Raw genomic sequence first — 854 nt, 5'->3', positions numbered from 1 at the left:
ACAAACGCGGCATGGCAGAGCAGATAGTCCTCCATGTTCGGCTCGTAAACAACCTTGTATTTTGTGCCGTGGAAGATGCGCCCGATCAACTGTTTATTGGAGGTTGCACCCGTCAGCTGCCCGATGGTGATCTTCTTCAGGTCGATGGAGACCACCCGGTCAGCCTCCCGATGCCCGGCAGAAAGCGCAAAGGCAAACAGGACGTTCTTTTCCGGCAGTGCCGCCGCCAATGCTTTTGTCTGTACGTTGTTGCCCACAAATACGATGTTTTTCGTCCGATTCGCCCGCAGCGTGTCCAGAGCGGAATCCAGCTGTGTATAACGCAGGACCACAAAGATCACATCGTACTTTGCATCCGGCGCAAGCTCCGTCACCACCGGAATGCGGCTGACCGAAGTGCAAAGCGAAAACTTATCCTTGATCCGCAGGCCGTTCCGCCTGATCTCCGCTGCCCAGTTTCCTCGCGCAAGCAGGGTAACATCCTTTCCGGCGCGCAGCAGATTTCTTGCCAGATTGCACCCCAGAACGCCTGCACCATATACCAGAATTTTCATTTCTTGCCTCCAAATCCGATCTTCACGATCTGCATTTTCATCCTGTTGTCCCCGACCTTGGCGAGAAACCGGAAAAAGCCGCTGACGGAAGGGTCTTTCCGATTACTGTACTGTCATCATTGTCGCCAGTGCCGCCGCTATGACTGCCATACCCACCGTGCCGAACAGCCACTTTTTCTGCTTGTCTTTTGCGGTGATGTACGGCTTCAGATCTTCTGTTCCGGGGATCGTCCATGCGTTCGTGTGCCCCACCCAGTAGCCATCGATCAAAAAGCGGTCCATGAGATTCATAACGGACAA

Annotated in this window: 1 protein-coding gene and 2 pseudogenes; all 3 read right to left on the bottom strand. The window is 54.1% G+C overall.

Annotation, left to right across the window (positions count from 1 at the left end; all coding sequences use genetic code 11):
* The coding region (locus tag WMO20_RS14415; RefSeq protein WP_349187310.1) for a ketopantoate reductase family protein at positions 1-554 on the bottom strand (554 nt) is incomplete at its 3' end.
* Positions 551-664: pseudogene (locus WMO20_RS14565) on the bottom strand (class I SAM-dependent methyltransferase); the annotation flags it as partial. The gene WMO20_RS14415 and the pseudogene WMO20_RS14565, both read right to left, overlap by 4 nt.
* A pseudogene (locus WMO20_RS14410) lies at positions 657-854 on the bottom strand (hypothetical protein); the annotation flags it as partial. The pseudogenes WMO20_RS14565 and WMO20_RS14410, both read right to left, overlap by 8 nt.

It is taken from the genome of Faecalibacterium intestinale (genome assembly GCF_040096575.1).
In the GTDB taxonomy this organism is placed as follows: Bacteria; Bacillota; Clostridia; order Oscillospirales; family Ruminococcaceae; genus Faecalibacterium; species Faecalibacterium intestinale.
This window is presented reverse-complemented; position numbering and strand designations above follow the sequence as displayed.